At 61.8% G+C, this 22,351-nt stretch carries 24 protein-coding genes and 3 tRNA genes; 21 read left to right on the plus strand and 6 right to left on the minus strand.

The features are described from left to right. Nucleotides 1-63 precede the first annotated feature (63 nt). A complete protein-coding gene (larA, locus tag DOM27_RS13710; protein ID WP_110656618.1) occupies nucleotides 64-1,326 on the minus strand; it encodes a nickel-dependent lactate racemase in 1,263 nt (420 codons plus the stop codon). Nucleotides 1,327-1,408: 82 nt separating this feature from the next. After that, nucleotides 1,409-2,533, minus strand: a complete 1,125-nt coding sequence (locus DOM27_RS13715; protein WP_110656620.1) for a 2-keto-3-deoxygluconate permease — start codon at nucleotides 2,531-2,533, stop codon at nucleotides 1,409-1,411. A gap of 230 nt (nucleotides 2,534-2,763) precedes the next feature. On the opposite strand from DOM27_RS13715, the gene DOM27_RS13720 reads away from it, so the two are divergent. The 12 genes from DOM27_RS13720 (at nucleotide 2,764) to DOM27_RS13775 (ending at nucleotide 11,420) form a co-directional block, all read left to right on the plus strand. Next, nucleotides 2,764-4,620 (plus strand): DEAD/DEAH box helicase, encoded by a 1,857-nt coding sequence (locus tag DOM27_RS13720; protein WP_110656622.1) that lies wholly within the window; start codon nucleotides 2,764-2,766, stop codon nucleotides 4,618-4,620. Nucleotides 4,621-4,723: 103 nt separating this feature from the next. Beyond that, nucleotides 4,724-4,801 carry a pyrroloquinoline quinone precursor peptide PqqA gene (pqqA, locus tag DOM27_RS18295; RefSeq protein ID WP_075569317.1) on the plus strand — a complete coding sequence of 26 codons (78 nt, stop codon included), beginning with the start codon at nucleotides 4,724-4,726 and terminating at the stop codon, nucleotides 4,799-4,801. Next, nucleotides 4,798-5,733 carry a pyrroloquinoline quinone biosynthesis protein PqqB gene (gene pqqB, locus DOM27_RS13730; protein WP_245392726.1) on the plus strand — a complete coding sequence of 312 codons (936 nt, stop codon included), beginning with the start codon at nucleotides 4,798-4,800 and terminating at the stop codon, nucleotides 5,731-5,733. The genes pqqA and pqqB overlap by 4 nt, the downstream gene beginning before the upstream one ends. Continuing rightward, entirely contained in the window at nucleotides 5,730-6,560 is an 831-nt protein-coding gene (gene pqqC / locus DOM27_RS13735) for a pyrroloquinoline-quinone synthase PqqC (protein WP_245392727.1), read from the plus strand. The genes pqqB and pqqC overlap by 4 nt, the downstream gene beginning before the upstream one ends. Further along, nucleotides 6,557-6,877, plus strand: coding sequence for a pyrroloquinoline quinone biosynthesis peptide chaperone PqqD (gene pqqD, locus DOM27_RS13740; protein WP_110656625.1), 321 nt, complete (start codon nucleotides 6,557-6,559; stop codon nucleotides 6,875-6,877). The genes pqqC and pqqD overlap by 4 nt, the downstream gene beginning before the upstream one ends. Further along, nucleotides 6,874-7,998, plus strand: coding sequence for a pyrroloquinoline quinone biosynthesis protein PqqE (gene pqqE / locus DOM27_RS13745; RefSeq protein WP_110656627.1), 1,125 nt, complete (start codon nucleotides 6,874-6,876; stop codon nucleotides 7,996-7,998). Before pqqD ends, pqqE begins: the two co-directional genes overlap by 4 nt. 113 nt (nucleotides 7,999-8,111) lie before the next feature. Continuing rightward, nucleotides 8,112-9,089 (plus strand): segregation and condensation protein A, encoded by a 978-nt coding sequence (locus DOM27_RS13750; RefSeq protein WP_110656630.1) that lies wholly within the window; start codon nucleotides 8,112-8,114, stop codon nucleotides 9,087-9,089. Beyond that, nucleotides 9,086-9,997: an SMC-Scp complex subunit ScpB gene (gene scpB / locus DOM27_RS13755; RefSeq protein WP_110656632.1), complete on the plus strand. Its 912-nt coding sequence runs from the start codon at nucleotides 9,086-9,088 to the stop codon at nucleotides 9,995-9,997. Before DOM27_RS13750 ends, scpB begins: the two co-directional genes overlap by 4 nt. 80 nt (nucleotides 9,998-10,077) lie before the next feature. Then, nucleotides 10,078-10,944 carry a 23S rRNA pseudouridine(2605) synthase RluB gene (rluB, locus tag DOM27_RS13760; RefSeq protein WP_110656635.1) on the plus strand — a complete coding sequence of 289 codons (867 nt, stop codon included), beginning with the start codon at nucleotides 10,078-10,080 and terminating at the stop codon, nucleotides 10,942-10,944. Nucleotides 10,945-11,031: 87 nt separating this feature from the next. After that, nucleotides 11,032-11,107: transfer RNA gene (locus tag DOM27_RS13765), tRNA-Lys, on the plus strand. Nucleotides 11,108-11,209: 102 nt separating this feature from the next. Then, nucleotides 11,210-11,285 (plus strand) — tRNA-Lys (locus tag DOM27_RS13770). 59 nt (nucleotides 11,286-11,344) lie between these two features. Continuing rightward, nucleotides 11,345-11,420 (plus strand) — tRNA-Lys (locus tag DOM27_RS13775). A gap of 51 nt (nucleotides 11,421-11,471) precedes the next feature. On the opposite strand, the gene DOM27_RS13780 is transcribed toward DOM27_RS13775, so the two are convergent. Beyond that, the gene (locus tag DOM27_RS13780) at nucleotides 11,472-12,935 is read right to left on the minus strand and encodes a M48 family metalloprotease (RefSeq protein WP_110656637.1); all 1,464 of its coding nucleotides are present in this window, start codon (nucleotides 12,933-12,935) and stop codon (nucleotides 11,472-11,474) included. A gap of 325 nt (nucleotides 12,936-13,260) precedes the next feature. Between DOM27_RS13780 and DOM27_RS13785 the strand changes: the two genes are divergently transcribed. After that, nucleotides 13,261-13,503 carry a sulfurtransferase TusA family protein gene (locus DOM27_RS13785; RefSeq protein WP_110656640.1) on the plus strand — a complete coding sequence of 81 codons (243 nt, stop codon included), beginning with the start codon at nucleotides 13,261-13,263 and terminating at the stop codon, nucleotides 13,501-13,503. A 5-nt stretch (nucleotides 13,504-13,508) separates the two neighbouring features. Further along, on the plus strand, nucleotides 13,509-14,594 hold the full coding sequence (locus tag DOM27_RS13790; protein WP_110656642.1) for an AI-2E family transporter: 1,086 nt from the start codon (nucleotides 13,509-13,511) through the stop codon (nucleotides 14,592-14,594). A gap of 19 nt (nucleotides 14,595-14,613) precedes the next feature. On the opposite strand, the gene DOM27_RS13795 is transcribed toward DOM27_RS13790, so the two are convergent. After that, entirely contained in the window at nucleotides 14,614-15,084 is a 471-nt protein-coding gene (locus tag DOM27_RS13795; RefSeq protein ID WP_110656645.1) for a peroxiredoxin, read from the minus strand. Between the two features lie 358 nt (nucleotides 15,085-15,442). Here DOM27_RS13795 and dapA point away from each other — a divergent pair, with 358 nt between their 5' ends. From dapA to purC, 4 genes are all read left to right on the plus strand, one after another. Further along, entirely contained in the window at nucleotides 15,443-16,327 is an 885-nt protein-coding gene (gene dapA / locus DOM27_RS13800; protein WP_110656647.1) for a 4-hydroxy-tetrahydrodipicolinate synthase, read from the plus strand. A gap of 93 nt (nucleotides 16,328-16,420) precedes the next feature. Continuing rightward, nucleotides 16,421-17,374 (plus strand): outer membrane protein assembly factor BamC, encoded by a 954-nt coding sequence (bamC, locus tag DOM27_RS13805; protein ID WP_110656649.1) that lies wholly within the window; start codon nucleotides 16,421-16,423, stop codon nucleotides 17,372-17,374. Then, entirely contained in the window at nucleotides 17,374-18,159 is a 786-nt protein-coding gene (locus DOM27_RS13810; RefSeq protein ID WP_110656651.1) for an MBL fold metallo-hydrolase, read from the plus strand. Before bamC ends, DOM27_RS13810 begins: the two co-directional genes overlap by 1 nt. Before the next feature lie 93 nt (nucleotides 18,160-18,252). Further along, the gene (gene purC / locus DOM27_RS13815) at nucleotides 18,253-18,963 is read left to right on the plus strand and encodes a phosphoribosylaminoimidazolesuccinocarboxamide synthase (RefSeq protein WP_110656654.1); all 711 of its coding nucleotides are present in this window, start codon (nucleotides 18,253-18,255) and stop codon (nucleotides 18,961-18,963) included. A gap of 84 nt (nucleotides 18,964-19,047) precedes the next feature. On the opposite strand, the gene DOM27_RS13820 is transcribed toward purC, so the two are convergent. After that, nucleotides 19,048-19,614, minus strand: a complete 567-nt coding sequence (locus DOM27_RS13820; RefSeq protein WP_110656656.1) for a peptidylprolyl isomerase — start codon at nucleotides 19,612-19,614, stop codon at nucleotides 19,048-19,050. 130 nt (nucleotides 19,615-19,744) lie between these two features. On the opposite strand from DOM27_RS13820, the gene DOM27_RS13825 reads away from it, so the two are divergent. After that, nucleotides 19,745-20,266 carry a GNAT family N-acetyltransferase gene (locus DOM27_RS13825; protein WP_110656658.1) on the plus strand — a complete coding sequence of 174 codons (522 nt, stop codon included), beginning with the start codon at nucleotides 19,745-19,747 and terminating at the stop codon, nucleotides 20,264-20,266. A gap of 5 nt (nucleotides 20,267-20,271) precedes the next feature. Here DOM27_RS13825 and tsaA read toward each other — a convergent pair whose 3' ends face one another. Next, complete coding sequence (gene tsaA, locus DOM27_RS13830; protein WP_110656660.1) at nucleotides 20,272-21,090, minus strand: tRNA (N6-threonylcarbamoyladenosine(37)-N6)-methyltransferase TrmO; 819 nt, start codon at nucleotides 21,088-21,090, stop codon at nucleotides 20,272-20,274. A gap of 112 nt (nucleotides 21,091-21,202) precedes the next feature. On the opposite strand from tsaA, the gene DOM27_RS13835 reads away from it, so the two are divergent. Both DOM27_RS13835 and DOM27_RS13840 read left to right on the plus strand, forming a co-directional pair. Then, nucleotides 21,203-21,763 (plus strand): cupin, encoded by a 561-nt coding sequence (locus tag DOM27_RS13835; protein ID WP_110656662.1) that lies wholly within the window; start codon nucleotides 21,203-21,205, stop codon nucleotides 21,761-21,763. A 39-nt stretch (nucleotides 21,764-21,802) separates the two neighbouring features. Next, a complete protein-coding gene (locus DOM27_RS13840; RefSeq protein ID WP_110656664.1) occupies nucleotides 21,803-22,306 on the plus strand; it encodes a GNAT family N-acetyltransferase in 504 nt (167 codons plus the stop codon). Nucleotides 22,307-22,351 lie beyond the last annotated feature (45 nt).

The raw sequence follows: 22,351 nt of genomic DNA on the forward strand, positions 1-22,351 counted from the left end.
TCGATCGGCAGTTCAGTCATCGGCGTAGCTCGATCATCCACGTAGCTCAGTCATCGACATAGCTCAGTCATCAACATAAGGCACGGTCAACGGGCCCAGCGGCATCACGGCAATCGTCATCTCGTCACCATAGCGTGATTTCAAGGCCTGCAGCGCCTCGGCGATGTCGTGCACCGGCTCCATCAGTGCGGCGCGAGCCTGGGTGTCGCTTAGCGTCGAGTAGAGCATGACATCGGCCCAGCTCTGAATGACCGCCTGCTTCTGGACCTGCCATTGGTCTAGCATGGCGAATTCGGGATCTTCGATCATCTCTAGCAGCGCCTGGGGCGAGTCCGCCATGGCCAGGATCTCGGCGAATTTGCCGTGGTCGGGAATGCCGTCCGAGCATTCGCAGGCCATCAGAATCGTGCCGCCACGCTTGACGATCTTGTGCGCCGCGCTCATTCCCTTGACCGCCTGGTAGAGATTCTGATCGAGCGGATAGCCGGAATTGCCGGTGATCACGACATCAAAACGCTGGCTGGCCTGCACCATCGCGTGTTCCAGTTCGTGCTCGCAGCCCTGCCTGTGTGCCTCGGTCAGATCGCCGGCAAATACCCGGGTAATCGCCTTGTCGCGATTGAGGGTGACGTTGAGCATGAAATGCGGCGGGCACAGGGCGTTGATCTCGCGGGTCATCGTCTGCAGCGGATTGTCGGCCATGTTGCCCCAGGTCGAACGCGGATCGCCGATCATGCGGGCGTTGTGGAACGTCATGATCGTTTCGAGCCCGGCGATGCCCGGCATCACGCCCTTGGGCCCGCCGGAGAAACCGGCGAAGAAATGCGGTTCGATGAAACCGGTGACGATGCGGAAGTCGGCCTCGACCCAGCGGCGGTTGAGCCACGAGGGACAGCCGAAGCTGTTGTCGCCGACGTTGACCAGCTCGTCGTAGTTGTCGCAGTGGTTGTTGATGATCTCGATGTGATCCACCACCCAGTCGCCCAGCATGCCGCGGAGCTCCTCGACCGTCTGGTCGCGGTGGGTGCCGGTACCGTTGATGATGACGAAGTTTTCATGCGGCACGTGATCGAGCGTTTCGATCAGCAGCGGTACCAGCAGATGATTGGGCGTCGGGCGGGTGATGTCGCTGATCACGATGGCGACGCGATCGCTGGCCTTGACCATCTCCTTGAGCGGCGGGGTACCGATCGGCGAAGAGAGTGCTTCGCGAACGCCGACTTCGGGATTCTCCATCCCATGCTGCGTCGTCGGTTCGACGACGAAAGTGTCGTCCGGCAGGTCGAGTGCCAGCTCACCCTTGCCGTAGAGCAGAGAGATTTTCATGAAGGCTCCAGGATGGCGGCGCTTGCGCGCCGCCGGATGATGTCATTCCTCTCAGCATGCCACGATACGGCAGCGGCGTCGCTCAACCGTCGCGGGCGACGCCGAGGTCGTCATCGACCCGAGACTGTGGCTCGTCTTCCAGCGTGCCTTCGATGCCCCGTCTTTTCTGCCAGCGATCGACCAGCATCACGGCAATCGGCCCCAGAATGGCGGTGGTCAGCGTGGCGATCGATATCTGTGACGTCGCGATATTGACCAGGTCATGATAACTCTGCGCTTCGGCCGCACTCATCATGCCCGAGTTGGCGGCAACGGCAGCTGCGGCGGCAATGGCCGCGGGTGTGCCGGCGGCGTTGCCTGCCGTGGTGGCTTCGGAAATCGGGGCGATCACGCTGGGTTCGCGGAACAGCCTGAACACCAGGATACCGACGCCACCGGTAAGTACGGTGGTCATGATGCCCAGCAGCAGACCGGCACCCACGACCTCGGGATTGAAGAACGCCGCCAGATTCATGTTCGCGCCCAGCGCAAAGGCAAAGAAGGGCACCGGAAGGATCTCGCCGGGCTTGAGGAAGGCGCGAATATCGCGGTCGATATTGCCCAGCAGCATGCCCAGCGCGATCGGCAACAGCACCGCAATGAAAGCGATCACCGGGAACTGGGAACCCAGCAGGCCCAGCGACATGAGGGTGAAGAACGGACCATCGTTGAGCGACAGGATCGCCACGGCGCCGGTATCGGAGCGGTTGCCGTACTGGCTGGTGAGTGCCGCGTACATGCCGCCGTTGCCGTTGGTCATGGCGGCGATGATCGCGACCGTCGAGAGGCCCAGCAGACCATCGATCGGGTCGAACATCAGCCCTAGCCCTACGCCCACCGCCAGACCGGTCAGGTATTTGGCGGTGACCAAAAGCGCGCCTTTCTTGAGCGCCTTGCCGCCCACGCGCAGATTCATCTGGCTACCGGAGCAGAACAGGAACAGGGCAATCAGAACCAGCGCGCCATCCTTGAACAGCTCCTGGGAAAAACCGCCGATACGCAGAAATTCGTATTGGCCGCTGTCGGTCTGACCGGCGCCCAGCCACTGCAGGATCGCAGTGATCCAGGAAAGATGGAGCTGGTCGATGGTGTTGAGCGCGGCACCGAAAATGAGGGGAACGACCATCAGGCCCCCGGGAACCTTCTGGACCGTGGCAAGCAGTTTCATGGAGTGGACTCCCGTAGGCCATGAGTGACGATTGAATCATCATTGATCGAAACGATTGATAATTTGATCGAAACGATCATTTTTAACAATTCCACTAAAGGCGTAGATGAAAAAGTGAAAAGGGATAGATCAAAGAATTCGTCTGCCCTCACTGCCACGTTGGGAGCCGACTATCAGCGCGACGATCCCGAGGCGTTCCCTCGGTCGCGCGACCTGAGTAACATGCCGTCATGCTCAAATCCCCCTCGGACAGCACCGTTCCCAAGCTCCGTCCTTACCAGATTCAGGCCGTCGATAACGTCATCGCGCATTTTCGGGGTGGCGACGACCCGGCCGTGGTCGTGTTGCCGACGGGAAGCGGCAAGTCGCTGGTGATCGCGGAGCTCGCTCGGCGGGCCCGTGGTCGGGTACTGGTGCTGGCCCACGTGCGCGAGCTGGTGGAGCAGAATCACGCCAAGTATCTCGCCTATGGGCTCGAGGCGGACATTTTCAGCGCCGGGCTCAAGCGCAAGGAGAGTACACGGCAGGTGGTATTCGGTTCGGTGCAGTCGGTGGTCAACGGGCTCGATGCGTTCGCCGACGGCCACTTCACGCTTCTGGTGATCGACGAGTGCCACCGCGTCTCGATTTCGGCCGAAACGGTTTCGAAAAGGACGATGTCGAAAGACGCGGCTTCGGAAGCGAAGGCGAACGCAGCGAAGGGCCGGGCGCGCTCGGCGTCCACCTACGAGAAGGTGATCGCGCGGTTGCGGGCGGCACGGCCCAATCTCAAGGTGCTTGGCCTGACCGCCACGCCCTACCGGTTGGGCGAAGGCTTCCTCTACCACCGCCATTATCACGGCATGGTCAAAGGCCCCGAGGATGCCTTCTTCCGCGACTGCGTGTTCGAGCAGCCGCTGCGGGTCATGGTGCGCCAGGGCTATCTCGCCGAGCCAAAGCGCGTCGATGGGGCCATGGCTTTCTACGATTTTTCGCGGCTGACGCCCCAGCGCAACGGCCAGTTTGCCGAGCGTGATCTCAACGGCGTGGTTCAGGGCAACCGCGCCACGCCGCAGATCATCCACGACGTGATACAGCGTGCCCGCGATCGCCAGGGCGTGATGATTTTCGCGGCCACCGTGGCGCACGCCGAGGAAGTGCTGGGACTCTTGCCATCAGCCGGATGTGCGCTGATCACCGGGGCGACGCCGGGGCCGGAACGCGAACGATTGATCGCTGCGTTCAAGGCCCGCGAGCTCAAGTATCTGGTCAACGTTGCCGTACTCACCACTGGCTTCGATGCGCCGCACGTGGACGTGATCGCCATTCTGCGCCCGACCGAATCCGTGGGACTCTATCAGCAGATCGTCGGCCGCGGCCTGCGGCTCTCGCCGGGCAAGCGCGACTGTCTGATTCTCGACTACGCAGGCAACCCCTGGGAGCTCTATGCGCCGGAAATCGCTCAGGCGCGCCCGGATGGCGATAGCGAGCCGGTGCAGGTCGAATGCCCAGAATGCGGCTTCGCCAATACTTTCTGGGGCAAGCGCGACGGCGACGTCGTGATCGAACATCACGGCCGACGCTGCCAAGGGCTGGAGGGGGGAAGCCAATGCACCTTCCGCTTTCGCTTCAAGGTCTGCGAGCAGTGCGGTGGCGAGAACGACATTGCCGCGCGTGCCTGTGGCCACTGCGGTGAGCGGTTGGTCGATCCGGACGACAAGCTGCGTGATGCGCTAAAGCTCAGACATGCCAAGGTGCTCAGGGTCAGTGGCATGCAGCTCGAGGCGACCACCAACGGGCGCGGCGTGCCGCGGCTTAAGGTGATCTATCACGACGAGGATGGCGAAACGCTGGACGAGTGGTTCGGGCTGGAGACGCCGGCTCAGCAGCATGTCTTCGAACGGATCTTCCTGCGCCACCATCTGCGCGCACCGTCGAGCGGCTGGCGGCCGCGTTCCGCGCAGGAAGCCGTCGAGGACGTCTCTCGCCTGCGGGCACCGGATTTCGTCATCGGCCGCAAGAGCGGTCGTCATTGGCGGGTCGACGAGAAACTGTTCGACTATGTCGGGCGCTACCGCAAGGCGGATGGCGCCGGCATCGACGATTAAAAGTTTACTTGCTAAGTAAATTCTTGGGATAAACCGCGACGATTGGCTAATATGGAGAAGCGCTCATCCGAGCGTGATCGACAATCGACCTCAGGAGCTCCCCATGAGCTGGACGACCCCGGAAGTGAAGGAAATCTGCGTCGGCATGGAAATCAACGACTACATGCCCGCTGAATTTTGAGCCATCAGCAAGACACGCGCGGCGGTGCTGCTCTGCAGCTGCGCGTTCTCGGGGCGGCCGCCGGTGGCGGCTCGCCTCAGTGGAACTGTCGCTGCGACGTGTGCCGTCTGGTCTGGGAAGGCGATCCGCGCGTGACGCCGCGAACCCAATCCTCGATTGCCGTCAGCGTTGACGGTCAGAACTGGGCGCTGATCAACTGCGCGCCCGATATTCTCAAACAGATTCAACAGACGCCGGCATTGCATCCGCGCGAGGGCCGACGGCATACGCCGATCGCCAGCGTGCTGCTGACCAATGCCGATGTCGATCATGTCGGCGGGCTGCTCAATCTCCGCGAAAGCTCGCCGTTTCGGCTGCTGGCGACGCCGATGATCCAGGATGTGCTGCGTGGCAGCCCGATCTTCGATGTGCTGAACCCCGATTACGTCAGCCGCGAATCGATCGCCCTAGATCAACCCTTTACGCTGCTCGACGGCCTGCAGGCTCGGCTGTTCGCGGTGCCGGGTAAGACCGCACTCTTTCTGGAGGGCGACCAGGTCGAGATCGGTGTCGAAGGCGAGAGCACGGTTGGCGTCGAGCTGATCAGCGGCGACAGGCGCGCCTACTATATTCCCGGCTGCGCCGCGATGACGCCGACACTCGCTGCGCGTCTCGAAGGCGCCGATCTGCTGCTGTTCGACGGCACCCTGTGGCGCGACGATGAAATGGTGCGGGCGGGCGTTGGCCATAAGACGGGGAACCGGATGGGCCATATGTCGATGTCCGGAGAAGACGGCAGTATCGCCGCGCTGGCGGAACTCTCGCTGGGCAAGCGCGTCTTCGTTCACATCAACAACACCAATCCGGTGTTGATTGCGGATTCCTCCGAGCGCCAGGCGGCCGAGCGCGCCGGCTGGGAGATCGCCCATGACGGTATGGAGCTGAGCTGTTGAGCCTGTCTTTCGAGAATCATCCGGATCTTGTCGAGCCGCTGAGCATGGAGGCGCTGGAAGCACGCCTGCGCGAGGTCGGTGAGACCCGCTATCATCACCGGCATCCCTTCCAGTTGATGCTGCAGAACGGCGAGCTCGACAAGCGCCAGGTTCAGGCCTGGGCGCTCAACCGTTATTACTATCAGGCGATGATCCCGATCAAGGACGCCTCGCTGATGGCGAGGCTCGAGGATCCCGCGCTACGCCGAACCTGGCGTTCGCGGTTGGTCGATCATGACGGTGAAACGGCAGGCGAGGGCGGCATCGAACGCTGGCTCAAGCTGACCGATGGTCTGGATCTGCCCCGAGAGCTCGTCGTCTCGACCCGCGGCATCCTGCCGGCAACCCGCTTTGCGGTCGAGGCCTATACCCACTTCGTGCGCGACCGGACGCTGCTCGAAGCGATCGCGTCGTCGCTGACCGAGCTGTTCTCGCCCATGGTGATCGGCCAGCGCGTGCGCGGCATGCTCGAGCACTACGATTTCGTCTCCCGCGAGACGCTTGCTTACTTCGAGCCGCGGCTGACCCAGGCGCCGCGCGACGCCGAGATGGCGCTCGACTACGTCAAGCGCCACGCCTTGCGTGCCGACCAGCAGCAGGCGGTCATCGACGCGCTGCGCTTCAAGTGCAGCGTGCTGTGGGCGATGCTCGATGCGCTTCAACATGCTTACGTGGGGTCCGGCTCGAATCCAGCGGGTCAGGTGCCGCCGGGCGCCTGGGGCAGCGGCGTCGAAGGGCAGGAGATCGAGGGTGATGGCCTGAGTGACCAAGGGAGAATTGCCCGATGAATGCCGATGCCCATATCAACGGCGACGCTGGCGGCGTGCCGGCGCTCCACGAGCACGACGTGGTCAAGATTCCGCGCGGCGTACGGCTGCGCGAGGACAAGGCCCGCGGCGGTTGGGTGTTGCTGGCCCCGGAGCGTGTGTTCCAGCTCGACCCCATCGCTCAGCAGGTGCTCACCCGCGTCGATGGCGAGCGTGACATCGCCGCCATCGTCGACGATCTGGCCGACACTTTCGCGGCGCCCCGCGAGCGCATACTCGTCGACGTGCGAGCCATGCTCGCCGATCTGATCACCAAGAACGTTCTGGAAGTGGCATGAATTCCCCATCGGAAGCGCGACAGTCGCCCTCGATGCAGCCACCCCCTATCGGCATGCTGGCGGAATTGACCCACCGCTGCCCGCTGCAGTGCCCGTATTGTTCCAACCCGGTCGAACTGACGCGCAAGCGTGAGGAGCTCGATACCGAAACTTGGCAGCGGGTCTTTCATGAGGCGGCCGAACTGGGTGTGCTCCAGGTGCATCTTTCCGGTGGCGAGCCGGCACTGCGCCAGGATCTCGAAGCGCTGGTCGCGAGCTGCGCCGAGCACGGCCTCTACTCCAACCTGATCACCGCCGGCGTCAATATCAGCCGGGCGCGGCTCGAAGCATTGGCGAATGCCGGGCTCGATCATGTCCAGCTCTCGGTGCAGGGTGCGACCGCGAAGGTCAACGACCATATCGCCAACCTGCCCGGCGCCTTCGACAAGAAGCTCGCCTTTGCCGCCGAGGTGACCGACGTCGGCCTGCCGCTGACGCTCAACAGCGTGATACATCGTGCCAACCTGCATCAGATCCCCGACCTGGTCGAGCTGGCGCTGAAACTCGGCGCGCGTCGTCTGGAGATCGCTCACGCACAGTATTACGGCTGGGCGCTTCAGAACCGTGGCGCGCTGATGCCTCCGCGTGAGCAGGTGATGGAAGCGCTGGACCTGGTCGAGGCTGCCCGCGAACGGCTGAAAGGCAAGCTCGTTATCGACGCCGTCGTGCCGGATTACTACGCGCGCCTGCCCAAGCCGTGCATGAACGGCTGGGGCCGCCAATCGCTCAACGTCACTCCCGCAGGCAAGGTGTTGCCTTGTCACGCCGCCGAGACCATTCCTGGCCTCGAATTCTGGAACGTGCGCGAGCATGCGCTGGGCGATATCTGGCAGTCGAGCCCGGCGTTCAACGCCTACCGCGGCACCGACTGGATGCCGGAGACCTGCCAGAGCTGCGATCGGCGCGAGATCGACTGGGGCGGCTGCCGCTGCCAGGCCTTGATGCTGACCGGCGATGCCGCCCAGATGGATCCGGTCTGCGAGCTCTCGCCCTATCACGACGAAATCCAGACGCTGGCGATCATCGATTCGAGCCGAGACGACGACTTCACCTATCGGCGGTTCGTGCGCCAGCCTGCCTGAGAACTAGCAATGGCGGCGTGACCCCCGCCGTTCGGTCGGCGTCGTGTCGATAGGCCATCGTCGCCTGCCTTGTTAGACTGCTTTCACTATTCAGCAGTGATCCGGGAGGCGGCGTGAGCGTTATCGAATCCGAACGACCCGATGCCGCCGAGGCGTCGCCTTCCGGGCAGCTGCCGCTGGAGTTCGTGGCGCGCGTCAACGGTGAGGGGCTGACCGAGCTGCCGCAGGATCTCTACATTCCGCCGGAAGCGCTCAAGGTCTTTCTCGAGACCTTCGAAGGGCCGCTCGACCTGCTGCTCTATCTGATCCGGCGCCAAAATCTGGATATTTTGGCCATCAACGTCGCCGCCATTACCCATCAGTACGTCGAGTACGTGGACCTGATGCAGGCGATGGAGATCGATCTCGCCGGCGAATATCTGGTGATGGCCGCGATGCTGGCGGAGATCAAGTCGCGCTCGTTACTGCCGCGGCCGCCCAAGGGTGATGACGAGGACGACGAGGAAGATCCGCGAGCCCAGCTGATTCGCCGGCTGCAGGAGTACGAGCAGCTCAAGCTGTCTGCCGAAGAACTCGATACCCTGCCGCGCATGGGGCGCGACTGGCATCCGGCGCAGGCGGCGCTGCCCGAACTCGAATCACGCGTGGTTCACCCGGACGTGTCACTGAACGATCTGCTGGGCGCGCTCGGCGGCATGCTCAGGCGGGCCGATCTGCGTCAGTCCCATCGCATCAGCCGCGAGGTGCTCTCGACCCGCGAGCGGATGCTCTTGATCATGGCCAAGCTGAACGCAGATCGCTACACGCCGTTCGAGGCGCTGTTCGAGCTCTCGGAGGGGCGCGCCGGGGTCATCGTGACCTTCATGGCGATTCTCGAATTAGCGCGTGAGTCGATGATCGAAATCGTGCAGAATGCGCCGCTCTCGCCGATTCATCTGCGCGCCAGACTAGCGCTGGAAGAGGGTGTCTCGGATGACGATCGCGGGTTCGAGAGTGAGGGTGAGTTGGCGTTCGAGGCCGCCGATTCTGCTGCGGAGGATGATATCGACGGATCCAACATTCCCGATAGTGAAGTCGAGAGCAAGGCATGAATCGCCTGACCGACCCTTACGTTTCCCCGCTCGTGTCGCCAGCGCTGGATGAGATCCTCGAAGCGGTGCTGCTGGCCGCGGGCGAGCCGGTCTCGTTGGAGCGCCTCGAGGCGTTGTTCGGTGACGGCTTGTTCGACTCCGGGCAGCCGCCGTCACGCGCCGCGCTTCGGGAGTCGTTGAACAAGCTGTCCGAGCGGTTGGCGGCCGGCGGGGCGCTGGAGCTTGGCGAGTCGGTATCGGGTTATCAGGTGCGAATTCGTCAGCGCTACTCGCCGTGGGTGTCGCGGCTGTGGGATGAAAAGCCCCAGCGCTATTCCCGAGCGCTGCTCGAGACGCTGGCGTTGATCGCCTATCGCCAGCCGGTGACCCGCGGCGATATCGAAGAAGTGCGCGGTGTGGCGGTCAGCAGCTCGATCATGCGGACCTTGGTCGAACGCGGCTGGATTCGCGTCGTCGGTCATCGCGACGTGCCGGGGCGACCGGCGGTCTACGCCACCACCCGGTCGTTTCTCGACGATCTGGGATTGAGTACGCTGGAGTCGTTGCCGCCGATGCATGAACTCAAGCCGCTCGAGACGTTCGAAACGGGCATGCATGAGCCGTTTGCCGATGTGCCCGGTGTCGATGTGACCGAGGTCGATACGGCCGGCGAGACGCCATCGCTCGATGCAAAAGACGCCGCGGACGCGGTGGTGGAATCAGAAAATACCGGTTTATCGGCAGCGTCGGGTGAATGTGACAAAGATGAGCCCGACAAAGACGAACACGCCGAGATGGCGTCCCCCGGCGAGTCGCTGAGTTTTGCCGAGCTCGAAGTGCGACTGGCCGAACGTGCCCGGAAGCGTCAGGCCGAAGAGGCGGAGTCGAACTCCTCCCCAGCGGATGACGATTCGGACACGGACACCTGAGGATCGTCACTACCGACCTTGCTGCCTGACGGGCAGGCGGTCACCGGCGACTCCTCGAGCCGATGAGGCAATGAAGCATCATGACCGAGATCAATACCGAAAAACTGCAGAAAGTACTGGCGCGTGCTGGCTATGGCTCGCGTCGCGAGATGGAAACGGCGATCAGCGCCGGCCGTGTCAAGGTCAACAGCCAGGTCGCCAAGCTGGGCGATCGGGTGGGATCGCGCGATCGTGTCGCGCTCGATGACCGCTTGATCAGCCTGCGTGCCGTGGAAGAAGTGCCGCGCCGCGTGATCATGTACAACAAGCCGGAAGGCGAGCTGTGCACGCGCAAGGACCCGGAAGGGCGGCGGACCGTGTTCGAGCGCCTGCCGCGGCTGAAGGGCGAGCGCTGGATCGCGATCGGCCGCCTCGATATCAATACCAGCGGCCTGTTGCTGTTCACCACCGATGGCGAGCTGGCCAACCGACTGATGCATCCCTCGCACCAGATCGAGCGGGAATACGCAGTCCGCGTGATGGGCGAGGTCAAGCGCGAGCACGTGGTCAATATGGTCGAAGGGGTGATGCTCGACGATGGGCCAGCGCGTTTTTCCGACGTGCAGGAGTTCGGCGGGGAAGGCATCAATAGCTGGTTCCACGTGGTGATCATGGAGGGGCGCAATCGTGAAGTGCGTCGTCTGTGGGAATCCCAGGGTCTCACCGTCAGCCGCCTGAAACGCGTTCGCTACGGCAACATCTTCCTCGACAAGCGGGCCAAGGCCGGCGAGTGGACCGAGATGACCCAGGACGAGATCGACGAGCTTTCGACGATGGCGGGGCTCGAACCGCGCAAGGTGCCGGAATTGACGCCGGATGAGAAAAATCGCTGGAGCCGCGACAAGAACAAGCGGCGCCCGGTCACGGCGATGAAGAAACCGCGCCGTCCGCGGCGTGAAGACTCCTGATTCCCGCGTCGTGACAGCCACCTCGGAGCGGGAAAAAACACTTGCCTGCTCCGAGGGTTATGAGTAATATGTGCGCCCAGTCGGAAGGGGTCGTTAGCTCAGTTGGTAGAGCAGTTGGCTTTTAACCAATTGGTCGTAGGTTCGAATCCTACACGACCCACCACTTTCCGACGGGTCGATGCTTTTTGGCGGTAAGCACTCTCTGCGGGATGTACGATTTGCCGTGAGTACTGTTTGTCGTGAGCATTATTGATCGAAAGATCATGGGTCGTTAGCTCAGTTGGTAGAGCAGTTGGCTTTTAACCAATTGGTCGTAGGTTCGAATCCTACACGACCCACCATCGATCTCTTCCTCGCCTGCATGGCACTGACTCGGCATCTCTCGCCGGTCGCACGTTCTGGGTCGTTAGCTCAGTTGGTAGAGCAGTTGGCTTTTAACCAATTGGTCGTAGGTTCGAATCCTACACGACCCACCATTCGTTTCGTGTTCTGATGCTTCCGCTCGATCCTGTGTTCATTCCTGCGCGCTAGAAATTACGCATCGTTTCGCGATATTCCAGGAAATCCTTGCGCCGCTGTTCGATGCGGCTGGCCATGGCGTAGTCGCCGCTCTGCTTGGCGACGGTCTCGGCTGAGTCGATCTGGCGTATGGCGGTGTCGATGGTGCCCTGAAGCTGGAGTTGCTCGGCACGCGCCAGTTGTCCCCAGGCATCTCGTCCGCTGCGTCCGGCGGCTTCGGACAGCAAGCCGAACACATCTGGGTCCTCCGGGTACTGCTCGCTCATGTCTCTTAGTACATCGAAGGCCCGTGAGGGCGACGTCTGTACCAGTGTTTCCGCCTCTACCCACTGGGCCGGATAGTAGCGGGGGGAGAGCCGCAGGATGCGTTGTGAGCGTGCCAGCGCATCCTGACGGCGGTCGGCGTCGTAGGCTATCTGGGCGGCAGTCGCCGGGATCATCGACAGGTCAGGGTAGTCGTTCGCCAGCTTGTCGAGCGTCGCCAGCGCTGCTTCCGGGCGCGACCGTTGCGCGTCGGTCAGTGCCTGAAGGTAGCTGATGGCGGCGGGCGGCGGATCGTCCTGCTTAAGCACCGTCATCGCCTGGGTCGGGTTGCCCTGATTGAGCATCAGCAGCGCCCGGCCCCGGATCATGGCGTAGGTCGGGTCATCGTGATGAGGCGGCGAGGTCAGTTGGTCGGCACGCGCCTGGGTATCGCTGATGCGCGATTCGGTCACGGGGTGGGTCAGCAGGAATTCCGGCGGATTACCACCCTGTAGTGAGGCCAGTTTCTGCAGCGTGCGAAACATCTCCGGCATGGCCTGCGGATCGTACCCGGCCTTGGCCATGGCGCTGAGGCCGACGCGATCGGCTTCCTGCTCGAAGCGCCGGGAGTAGGCCAGCTGATCCTGGATGAATGCCGCCTGAGAGCCCATCATGGCGGCGATCCCGGCACCGCCACCACCACCCGCCGCGAAGATCATCCCTGCCAGCATCGCCGCCATGGTCGGTAGTTGCGTTTCCTCCACTCGCGCCATGCGCCGGGCATAGTGGCGCTGGGCGAGGTGGCCCAGCTCGTGGGCGAGTACCGAGGCGAACTCGTCCTCGTTGGGCGCGGTCGTGAACAGGCCCGCATTGACGCCGACAACGCCGCCGGGCACGGCAAACGCATTCAGGAGCCGGCTATCGACCAGCGTGACGACGAGCCGTTCGTCGACGCCGCTGTAAGGCACCAGCTTGGCCAGCATCGAATGCACGTAAGTCTGGGTGATCGGGTCATGCCAGGGATCGGTCTGGGCGCGGAATTGGCGAAGCCAGGCCCGGCCCAGACGGTACTCGTCATTGGTGGTGACGGCGACACTGGTACTGCCGAGATCCGGAAGCTGATAGCCTTGCTCGGCCTGTGCGATCGGGGGCGCGCCTGCCAGGGTCATGGACAGCAGCGAGACGGCCAACAGTTGCCGTTTGAATGATGTCAGTCGTTGCTTTGTCATGCCGACGGTCTCGATCCCAATTCAGGCAAAAAGCCACAATACAGCCAGAAGCTACAGCGCAACCACAAGCTACAGCACGGCCAGACGCTACGGTACCGGTAACAGGCTCTGTGCAGGCAATAATCGGTATGGTGCAGACGACGCTATTGCAGACGACGCTATTGCAGACGACGCCACAGTAGGCGGTTACGGTCTGAGGTATCATGTTTTTCGACCACAGTCTGGCTCAGACGTTGCTTAGGCACTTTCTGAAAAGTCAGCGAGCGATGCAACTGGCCCTGTGCCGGCTACGAACGTTCAAACTTTCATCAACCCGGGATGTGTCATGTCTCAAACGCCCGATTGTCGACTGGATGCCTCCGGTTTGAGCTGTCCGCTTCCTCTGCTCAAGGCCAAACAGGCTCTCGCTGCCATGCACCCCGGGGAACTGCTCGAGGTGACCGCCACCGATGCGGGCTCGTGGCGCGATTTCGAGAGCTTCGTCGAGCATAGCCGGCACACGCTGGTCGAGCGCAGCGAGGCGGCGGGCGTCTATCGCTACTGGTTGCTAAAAGCCGAGGGAGTATAGAGAGCATGAGTTTGAGAGGCATCCTGCGTAACTGGTTCGAGCGTTATCTCTCCGACGAGGAAGCCATCGTTCTGCTGGCGCTGCTGATTGGCGGTTTTGCCGTCGTCATCTGGCTGGGCGGTGCTCTGGCACCGTTCTTCACGGCGTTGGTCGTCGCTTTTCTGTTGCAAGGCGTGGTGTCATGGCTGGAACGTCGGGGGCTGCCGCGTCTGTTGGCCGTCGGGCTGGTCTTTCTGTTGTTCGTGGGGGCGCTGTTGGCACTGGCGCTGATCGTCATGCCGCTGGTCTGGAATCAATTGGTCGAGCTGGTTCAGGAAGCCCCCAACATGTTTGCCAGCAGTCAGCGCTGGCTGGGTGAAATGCAGGCCAAGTACCCCACCATCGTGACGCCGGATCAGATCCAGGGCTGGATCGCCACGGCAGGCCATCAGGCCTCCCAGCTCGGTCAGCGCGCGCTGACCTTCTCGCTGGCATCGCTGGGTAACCTGATGGCGGTCATCATCTATCTGGTACTGGTGCCGATACTGGTCTTCTTTCTGCTCAAGGACCGCGAGCGACTGGTCGATTTTCTGCTCTCGATGCTGCCGGGAAAACGCACGCTGATGACTCGCATCTGGCAAGAGATGGATGATCAGATTGCCAACTACGTTCGCGGCAAGACGATCGAGATCATCATCGTCGGTAGCGTGGCGTTCATCGTCTTCTGGGGTTTCGGTCTACCCTATGCGGCGCTGCTGGGGCTAATCGTGGGGTTGTCGGTGCTGGTGCCCTATATCGGTGCGGCGATAGCCACGCTGCCGGTCGCCGCCGTGGCGGGTTTTCACTTCGGTGTCGGCGATCAATTTTTCTACGTGCTGGTGGCGTACGCCATTCTGCAAGCGCTGGATGGCAACGTGCTGGTGCCAATCCTGTTCTCGGAAGCGGTCAATCTGCATCCGGTCTCGATCATCGTGGCGGTGCTGTTTTTCGGCGGGTTATGGGGCTTCTGGGGGGTGTTCTTCGCGATTCCGCTGGCTACCCTGATCAAGGCGCTGGTCCAGGCCTGGCCACGAGGCGAGTCGGACCAGGTCGAGATCGCACAGGAGCGCTGAAGCCAGCGCTCTGCCGGTCCTAGCGGTTGAGTTCGCGCGCCGCTTCGAGCACTTCGTCGACATGCCCCGGCACTTTGACGCCGCGCCACTCGCGGGCCAGATTACCGTCGGCATCGATCAGAAAGGTGCTGCGTTCGATGCCCAGATGTTCCTTGCCGTACAGCTTCTTGAGCTTGATCACATCGAACTGTCGGCATACGGCCTCGTCGCGATCCGAGAGCAGTTCGAACGGAAATTCCTGCTTGGTCTTGAAGTTTTCGTGCGATTTGAGGCCATCCCGCGAGACACCGAATACGGCCGTGTTGGCGGCTTCGAACTCATCGATGTTGTCCCGGAAGTCGCCGCCTTCGGTGGTGCAGCCGGGGGTGCTGTCCTTGGGGTAAAAGTAGATCACGACCTGTTTGCCACGATAATCGCTGAGCCGAAATGGGGTGTCGCCGGTGGCTTCGGCGGCGAAGTCGTCGACGGGTTGTCCAATCTGGGTAGCCATGGAGCGCTCCGATGCAGGGGAAGTGAATGGCGAACGATAGCCGATCCTGGCGGTCAATGCTTGGTCGCCATGGCTCTGACAAGGCAATGGGTCGGTAGCTGATCTCGCCGTTAGCCGGCTTGGCGGCTGTACACGCCGGGGCTGCCTGAGTACCATCTCAAGGCTGTAAGATCGTGCTCGGGCAGGCGTCATGAGCATCACGTCTGTAGTGTCGGCGTCCAGAATCGGTCGCGCTGCACGAGATGCGCCAGCAAGCCGGGCAAAGTCTATTTGTCTGGCCGGCATTCGATTTTGGTTATTCGATCCCGATGAGATAAGGCGGCCGGTCGCCATCCGGCCTCAAAGAGAGAGCTGCAAGATGATCACAGGCAGTATCGTTGCCATGGCGACGCCGATGAAAGCCGGTGGCGAGATCGATTGGGAGGCGCTGCGTCGCCTCGTGAATTTTCATCTCGACCACGGCACTGACGCCATCGTTGCCGCCGGTACCACCGGCGAGCCGACCACCATGTCTTTCGCCGAGCATTTCGATGTCATCCGCACGGTGGTCGAGGAGGTCAACGGTCGGATACCGGTCATCGCTGGCACTGGCGCCAACAACACGGCCGAAGCGGTCGAGCTGGCACGCTACGCCAGTGAAGTAGGCGCGGACTGCTGTCTGTCGGTGGCGCCCTATTACAACAAGCCGACCCAGGAAGGCCTGTACCAGCATTTCAGGGCGGTCGCCGAAGCGAGCGAGCTACCGATCATCCTTTACAACGTTCCCGGGCGCACCTGCTCCGATATCTACAACGAGACGGTTTTCCGCCTGGCGGAACTCGAGCGAATCGTTGGCCTGAAAGATGCCACGGGCAATCTCGAGCGTGCCGAGGAGCTGATCGATCGGCTCAAGGGTAGCGGTTTCGCGCTCTACTCCGGCGACGATCCCACTGCCTGCGATTTCATGCTGATGGGCGGCCACGGTGATATTTCCGTCACCGCCAACGTGGCGCCGCAGGCGATGCATGATCTGTGCGTCGCGGCCACCAGCGGCCAGCGTGAAAAAGCGCACCAGATCAATGCGCGCCTGGCGCCGCTGCACACTGCGTTGGGGATCGAATCCAACCCCATTCCCGTCAAGTGGGGCCTCAATCGTATGGGTTACGCCGATACCGGCATTCGTCTGCCGCTGACCTGGCTGTCCGAACGCTATCACGGCAATGTCGGCGAAGCGCTGCAGCTCGCGGGTATCAACATCAAGTGACTCGTTGGTATCAACAGGAAGTAACGCATATCGGCGCAGGCATTGATGCCGCGTTTCTCCAATAAGCCCATTGCTTCAAATAAAGGTGGATGCATGAAGCCCATCCTCAAATGGATGCCTCTGATGTTGTGCTCGTCGCTGGCCTTGTCTGGCTGCGGTCTGTTTCAGGACGGTTACTACTACGACCGTAACGACGAGTATCAGGATGCCAAGATGGCCAAGCCGCTGGATCTGCCGGCTTCGCGCAACCAGATCCTTTACCAGGATTCGATGCCGGTACCTCAGGCCGACAGCGACTTTTCGGCAGCAGATGCGGTGGACAACGCGCCGCGCCCGCAACCGCTGGCCTCGGGCCAGAGCGACGAGCAGGCTTATGTCGAGATGCGCGAGGCGGGTAGCGAACGCTGGTTGCTGATCGACGCCGCGCCGGCCAGCGTCTGGCCGCGTCTGCAAGGATTTGCCGTCGATCATGGTGTCAATCCGACCTCGATCAATGCCGCCAGTGGTCGAATCGAGACGGCTCAGGGCAGTATGAGCCTGCGTCAGGGCCTGCGTAGCGGCACCAGTGAGGTGCGGTGCGATATCGGCAGCAGCGCCCAGTGTCTGAGTTCGGTCAAGGCCTACCTCGAGAACAACCATAGCGCCGACAGCGGCGTGTCACTGGCTGCCCAGCCGCTCGATCAGAGCGAGCGCGTGAAGCTACGTAATCGTGACGGCGGATGGGAACTCGATCTGGCGCTGGATAGCGAACGGGCCTGGTCGGAGCTCTACTATCAGTTGCAGAACGGCTTCGACGATGATCGCTTGACGGTTACCGATCAGAATCGTAGTGCCGGCCAGTTCTTTGTCGACTACCTCCCGCTGAGCGCGAAGGACGGTGGCTGGTTCGACTGGTTTGGCAGCGATCCCAAACCCGATCACTATCGCTTGCAGCTCGAATCGACCGGTGGCAACTCCGTGGTGACGGTTGCCGATGCCGAAGGTCAGCCGATTGCGCCGACTGCGGCAAGGGAGCTGCTCGACGCTATCGCGTCCACATTGCGCTGATGTCGTTACCATCCACGCCCGGCTTGCACTTTGCCTCGCTGGGCAGCGGCAGCAAGGGCAATGCAACACTCGTCAGCGATGGCGAGACCCTGGTGCTGGTGGACTGTGGTTTCGGCATGCGCGAGGCGGAAAAACGTCTGGCGCGGTTCGGTGTCCATCCGCGCCAGTTGTCGGCGGTATTGGTGACTCACGAGCACAGCGATCATATTACCGGCGTGGGTGCGCTGGCGCGGCGTCATCAGCTGCCGGTCTATCTGAGTGCCGGTAGCTGGCTTTCCGGCAAGCTGGGTGACGTTCCCAGGCATGAGTTGTTGGTGCCTCAGGCACGCTTCTCCATCGGCGGGCTGGAGATCGATCCGGTCACGGTTCCCCATGATGCCCGGGAGCCGATCCAGTTCTGTTTTCGTGCCCACGATCGGCGTCTCGGTGTATTGACCGACCTTGGCCATCCGACATCCCATGTGGTCGATGCCTTCAGCGGTTGCGATGCGCTGTTTCTCGAGTGCAACCACGACCCGCACATGCTGGCCGAAGGGCCGTACCCACCCCATTTGAAGCGCCGTGTCGCCGGTCGCTGGGGCCATCTGGCCAATGGCCAGGCCGCAGACCTGTTGCGCCAGTTGGGACTCGATCGGCTGCAACGGATTGTCTGCTCGCACCTGTCAGCGCAAAATAACTGCCCCGAGCGGGTACTGGAAGCGCTGGTGCCGCTGCTCGATGGCGATGAATCGCGTCTGCTGGTTTCGGCCCAGGATCGCGGTATCGACTGGCAGCAGGTGGCATGAGGGTGGCATGAAGCCATCTCGTCACCACATCACGCCTCACCCCTAATTTCATGAACCTGCTGCCCCGAAGGGCCGCGACGCGGAGACAGCCCCATGCAAAAACGCGATCTTCTCTATGCCGGCAAGGCCAAGTCGGTCTATCTGAGCGACGACCCGCAGCTTCTCGTGCTGCACTTCCGCGACGATACGAGCGCCTTCGATGGCAAGAAGAAAGAGGCACTCGAGCGCAAGGGGCTGGTCAACAACAAGTTCAATGCCTTCATCATGGAGAAACTCCAGGCTGCCGGTATCCCCACACATTTCGAACAGTTGCTGTCCGATACGGAATGTGTGGTCAAGAAGATGGAGATGATCCCGGTCGAGTGCGTGGTGCGGAATCTGGCCGCCGGTGGCTTGGTGCGTCGTCTTGGTGTCGAGGAAGGCATTGCGCTGAATCCGCCGACCTTCGAGCTGTTTCTGAAGAACGACGACAAGGGCGATCCGATGATCAACGAGTCGCTTGCCGAAACCTTTGGCTGGGCGACGCCCGCGCAGCTGGCGACCATGAAATCGCTGACCTTCCGGGTCAACGACGTACTCAAGCAGCTGTTCCTCGACGGCGGCATGCTGCTGGTCGACTACAAGCTCGAGTTCGGCGTCTTCGATGGCGAGATCGTACTGGGTGACGAATTCTCGCCGGACGGCTGTCGGCTATGGGATGCCGAGACCCGCGAGAAACTGGACAAGGACCGCTTCCGCCAGGGGCTGGGCGGCGTGATTGAAGCCTATGAAGAGGTGGGGCGGCGGCTCGGCATGACCTTCTGACCGACCTGGCGTCGCCGAATCGATGCCACGTAAGACGAAGCGCCCCNNTATCGGGGGCGCTTCACGTAGAGAGCGCCGACAGCCTCAGTCGATTCGCTCTACACCCTTGATGGTGATCGGTGTCTTGGGCACGTCGGCGTGCGGGCCTTGGCGTCCGGTGGGCATTCCGGCGATCTTGTCGACTACATCCATCCCGGAGATGACGTGGCCAAACACCGTATAGCCCGGGTTGTAGAGGTCGCGATAATTCAGCGCGCTATTGTCGACCAGATTGATGAAGAACTGGCTGGTCGCCGAATCCGGATTGGCGGTACGCGCCATGGCGATGGTCCCGCGAGTGTTTTCGAGGCCGCTTTTTTCCAGCGCAATCGGCTCATGGGTCTCTTTCTGATCGAGATCCGCCGTCATTCCGCCACCCTGGATCATGAAATTCTGCATGACACGATGAAAGACCGTGCCGGCGTAGAAACCTTCATCGACGTAGCTGAGAAAATTGTCCACGGTATTGGGTGCCGCCTTGGCATCGAGCTCGATCTCGATATTCCCTTGGCTCGTCTCCAGACGCACGTGCGGGTGGACGTCATCGGCCAGTGCCGGTAAAGAGAACCAGGTCAGGGCGGACAGGCAAAGCGGAATCAGCGACTTGCGCATCGAAGGCACTCCAGTCATTCATCGAAGCTCGCCAGCCTAGCGGGATCGGCACTCGCTGACCAGTGCTGGCGGTCCCAAGACGAGAGTCGGCCGGGTATGCGTCGTCCAGTCTCCAGCGACAGGATATGGCATGGAACGTTATGAAACCGATCGGCTGATACTGAGAAAGCCGAATATGGCAGACGGGTCACGGCTTTTCGCTATTTATGGCGACCCAGAAACCAATAGATTCAATCCTGCCGGCCCGCATGCCAATGCCTCGGCTTCGATGAAGGTGCTGATTCGGTGGAGAGACCACTGGCAGGACCATGGTTTCGGTGTCTGGGCAATCGAGGAAAAGGCGAACCCGGGTATCGTCACCGGGTTTGGCGGTCTTGGCTGGGCGGAAGAAGAGGGTTGGGGCTGGATCGTCAATCTGGGATATCGATTCTCCCCCGCCGTGTGGGGAAAAGGCTATGCCACTGAGATGGGGCAGGGCGCGATAGACTTCGCGACAGAGCGCCTGGCAGTCGAGGCACTTTATGGCCTGGTTCGCCCGCAGCACGAAAAGTCGTTGCACGTCCTGCGCAAACTGGGATTCGGCGAAGTCGGTACGCTGGAAGACACCCCCGGTGAGCCAGCCAGTCTGGTGCTCGAGCGATCACTGCGCTGAACCGGTCAGCGCGGTTCAATCGCCTCCACGTGGATTTCGGCTTCACCGTCACGGTCCACGACGCGAAAGCGCACGTTGACGTCACGTAGGAACACGCCATAGCACCTCGCGGTATCGTTCAGACTAGACGGTGAAGACGCTCGGCCGTGATAGGCAGGGCGCGGATCCTGTGCCAGCACCTCGTCGATCAGCCGGGCCAGCGACTGGCCATCGTCGTGCCGCTGGAGGGCGTCGTTCGCCGCGAGGCTGAACGTGACCCGATGCCGGGGCGGTGATGAAGGCGCGAACCCGGTGCCGGCGTCAGGGCGAGACTCGACCCACGGTAGATACGGTTTGATGTCGAGAATAGGCGTGGCATCGCAGAGATCGTGTCCACGGAGATGGAGTTTGACACGACTCTGATGCCCGGCGAGACGAGAGCCGGCGATCGGAACCCGCGCCGTCGAGGGCTTTGACGTGCATTCCACATCGATCAGCTCGACCAGTGACAGGCCGAGGCGGTTAGGCCGATGGGTGCTGCGGCTGGCGAAGACGCCGATACGTTGATTGCCCCCCAGGCGCGGCGGTCTTACTCGTGGCGTCCAATGGTTCGGGCTGCGATCGAAGACGAAAGTTAGCCACAGATGAGTGATTGTGGACAGGCCCTCGACCGCAAGCGGGTCATCGAACGTCGGTGATAGATAGAGGATGGCGCGGGCAGACGGTGCCAGTCCCGGCTGTCGAGGAATCCCGAACTTGTCGGGATAGTCGCTGGCCACATGCCCGATCGTCTCCAGCGTGAAAGCGCTATCGGTCACGTCGGCCTGAAATGGGGGCGCTTGCATCGTGAAATCGCTTCCAGAGGTGAAATTTCATAACGGTGCCATACTGCATGAGCGCTCGCACGGCGGGCGTCGGCAATTCGTAGACTCGCATGATACCAAGGAGAGGTGTTGGATGAGTTTCTTACACGTTTACCACGAGGCGGATAGCGACCAACCGCTGCTGACCACGCATGACGCCTATCGAATCTCGCTGGAGCTGAGTTCGATCGAAGTCTATTTCGATCGGCGTGAGCTGGTGGAGTTGCCGGTTGGCATTCAGCGCCAGCAACTGCTGATGTTGAACAACGAAACCGCGACCGAGATCCAGCAGCTGAGCGGACGCCGATACTGCGACATGCGCGGCATGAGCCCGCAATATCCCGACCTGGCTCTCAGGCGCGAGCTGCTGTGCACCGAGTCCTCGAACGATGAGGAAACCTGGCATCTGTTCCTGCGAGGCCAGGCCATTTTCTACTTCCATGTCAACGGTCGCGTCTACGTCGTCGGCTGTGATCGGGGAGATCTGATCTCGGTCCCCGCAGGCCTGTCACATTGGCTCGATATCGGGCCCGAGCCCGACTTCCTGTTACTGACGTTGAGCAACGTGCAATCGCCCGATCTGATTGCCACGGCAAGTGATATCGCTCTGCGGTTCCCACGTTTCGAAAGGTTGGTCGACGGCGTCGCGGCGTGAGGGAACTGCGACACGCTCGTCGATCCAGGAGAGAACGCGATGCTCGAACGGACCCGTTTCCGTCAAGCGCTCCCCAAGGACGCGCCGGATCAGGCCGAGGTCTTTCATCACGCGATCATGGATGGGGCGGCCGGCCGGTATACCCTGGCCCAGCGTCGAGCTTGGTCGATGGCGCTTCCACGCACGGCCGAGGCGTGGATGGTCCGCCAAGCCATCCATTTCACGCTGGTGGCGGAATGCGACGGTCACTGTGTCGGCTTCTGCGAAAGTGATATGGCGGCCGGACGCATCGAAACCCTCTACGTCTGGCCCTCGGTGGCCCGGCAGGGTCTGGGCTCGCGACTGCTCTCGCTGTCGATCGATGCGTTGAGAGAGGCAGGCCACAAATCGGCGTTGATCGAAGCGAGCCTGGTTCTGGCGCCGTCACTGATCGCCCGAGGTTGGCAGACCTTGAGCGAGGAGCGGGTCGAGCGTCACGGGGAGCTGCTGACTCGTCTGTGTATGCGGCTATCTCTTTCTACTCATGAAAATGATGAACATTGACGAGAGCGCCCGTGGACAGAGGTCCTTTCTCGGATATTCCCTTGG

Origin of the sequence: Salinicola halimionae (assembly GCF_003206065.1) — a bacterium.
GTDB lineage: Bacteria > Pseudomonadota > Gammaproteobacteria > Pseudomonadales > Halomonadaceae > Salinicola > Salinicola halimionae.